This is a genomic window from Desulfurella sp. (genome assembly GCF_023256235.1).
Lineage (GTDB): Bacteria > Campylobacterota_A > Desulfurellia > Desulfurellales > Desulfurellaceae > Desulfurella.
Map to the genome: position 1 here is coordinate 4,444 of NZ_JAGDWY010000011.1, position 2,170 is coordinate 6,613.

Genomic DNA, 2,170 nt, shown 5'->3' on the forward strand with positions numbered 1-2,170 from the left:
CAAGCTGTTGTATAATTTTATCACCAAGACCTTCAATATTCATAGCATTTTTTTGCGCAAAGTGTTTAATTGATTCAACAATACGTGCCCTGCAATCAATATTTGGACAAATCAAATAAGCTCCTTCTTCTTGCAGTAAAGAATTACATACAGGACAGTTTGTAGGTTTTTTAACCTGTATTTCTTTGCCAGTTCTTTTTTCTTTTATGCTTGCTACAACTTCTGGTATTACATCTCCGGCTCTTTGGACAAACACATGATCACCAATTCTTATATCTTTTTTAAACAATTCATCGAAAGTATGAAGACTGGCCCTTGATATAGTTACACCACCAATTTTGACTGGCTTTAGAATTGCAACTGGCGTAACAATCCCTGTTCTTCCTACATTAAAAATTATATTTTCAACAACTGTGGTAGATTGCATTGGAGGAAATTTAAAAGCTATTGCCCATTTTGGGTATTTACTGGTGTAGCCCAATTTTTCCTGTAACAAAAAATCATCAACTTTAAAAACCATACCATCTATTTCATATGGCAGATTTTGTCTTGCCAGCAAAAAAGTTTGACGGTAGTCTATGGCTTCGTAAATATTCTTACAGTACCTGTTAAGTTCACTTACTGGGAGACCAAGTTCTTTTAAAATTTCTAAACTTTGAGTTTGAGTTTTAGGATTTTGATAATTTTCTATGCCTCTTATATAATAAACAAAAACCTTTAAGTTTCTTTTGGCAGTTTCTTTTGGATCCAATTGCTTTAGAGAGCCTGCTGCTGCATTTCTTGGGTTTGCAAAAAGAGGTAAACCCATTTCTTCTCTATATTCATTAATCTTTTTAAATTCTTCTTTAGTTAATATAACTTCACCCTGTACATCCAAAAAACTGGGCGGATTATCAACAAGCAAAATAAGCGGCAAGTTTTTTATTGTTTTTATGTTTTTTGTTATATCTTCACCAATTATGCCATCGCCTCTTGTAGAAGCAACTTTAAGCTTGCCGTTTTCATAAACTATATTTACAGATACACCATCAAATTTTGGCTCAACACTGTATGCTATGTCTTCATCTATTCCTAAATTGCGTTTTATTCTTTTATCAAATTCTATTACTTCTTCTTCGCTAAAAGCATCTTCCAAAGAGTACATTCTGTATTTATGCTCAACTTTTTCAAATTTTTCTGAAATATCAGAACCTACTTTCTGTGTTGGTGAGTTTTCATCATAAAATTGTGGATATTGTTTTTCTAAATTTATAAGTTCTCTCATCAGCAAATCATATTCGCTATCAGAAATAATAGGTTTGTTTAGTACATAATAATAGTAATTGTGACGGTTAATATCACGCCTTAATTGTTCTATTCTTTTTTTTGCATCTTTTTCATTCATTTTTTTAACACCATTGTAACATAATCTTCTAAAAATATAGTTTTTAGCGTTTCGTAGCCTAATTTATTAAATTCGTTTCTTATTTCAAAATTATATTCATAATTTACGCCTGAAGCAACAAGTAAACCTTTTTTATTCAATAAATCATCAATTTTTTTAATATTGCATAAAATTATATTTGAGTAGATATTTGCAAATATAACATCAAAGTTTGATTTAATAGCATCAATAGTTGAACAAATTGTATAGATATTATTTAAACAATTATAGTGTGCATTTTCTTTTAAATTAATACATGCTTCAAAACTAATGTCAAAGCAAACAGCGCAATCAGCACCTTTTTTCAAACTAGCAAAACTTAAAATACCTGTACCTGAACCCATATCGAGAACTTTTTTACCATACAAATCTATGCTTGAAATAATATCTAAACAGCTTTTAGTAGTTTCATGTTCCCCGCTTCCAAAGGCATTACAGTTTAAAATTATAGGTATTTTATCAGATTTAATATTATAAATTTCAAAATTTCCAGCTTCAACTATTTGCACTTTTGTATTGCCTTATTTTTATGGTTTTATCAAATTCAACATATGTAAAATTCTCACAAAAATCACCGATATTAACATATATTCCATTATTTATTTGTTTTAGTACAGGGTTGTGAGTATGTGCAAGTAACACACAGTCAAACCCTTTTTCAATCAAATTTTGGGCAAATTCTTCTAATGCCAGATCTGTTCTTCTCAAAGTTTTGTTTTTTAAATTTTTTTTGCTTATTTTTGATGC

General features: G+C 29.7%; 2 protein-coding genes and 1 pseudogene. All 3 read right to left on the reverse strand.

Features of this window, described 5'->3' with window-relative positions; translation table 11 throughout:
* The coding region (gene ligA, locus Q0C22_RS01120) for an NAD-dependent DNA ligase LigA (protein WP_291490251.1) at positions 1 to 1,384 on the reverse strand (1,384 nt) is incomplete at its 3' end.
* Positions 1,381 to 1,932, reverse strand: a complete 552-nt coding sequence (locus Q0C22_RS01125; protein WP_291490252.1) for a 50S ribosomal protein L11 methyltransferase — start codon at positions 1,930 to 1,932, stop codon at positions 1,381 to 1,383. The genes ligA and Q0C22_RS01125, both read right to left, overlap by 4 nt.
* Positions 1,919 to 2,170 (reverse strand): annotated as a pseudogene (locus tag Q0C22_RS01130) (hypothetical protein); the annotation flags it as partial. The gene Q0C22_RS01125 and the pseudogene Q0C22_RS01130, both read right to left, overlap by 14 nt.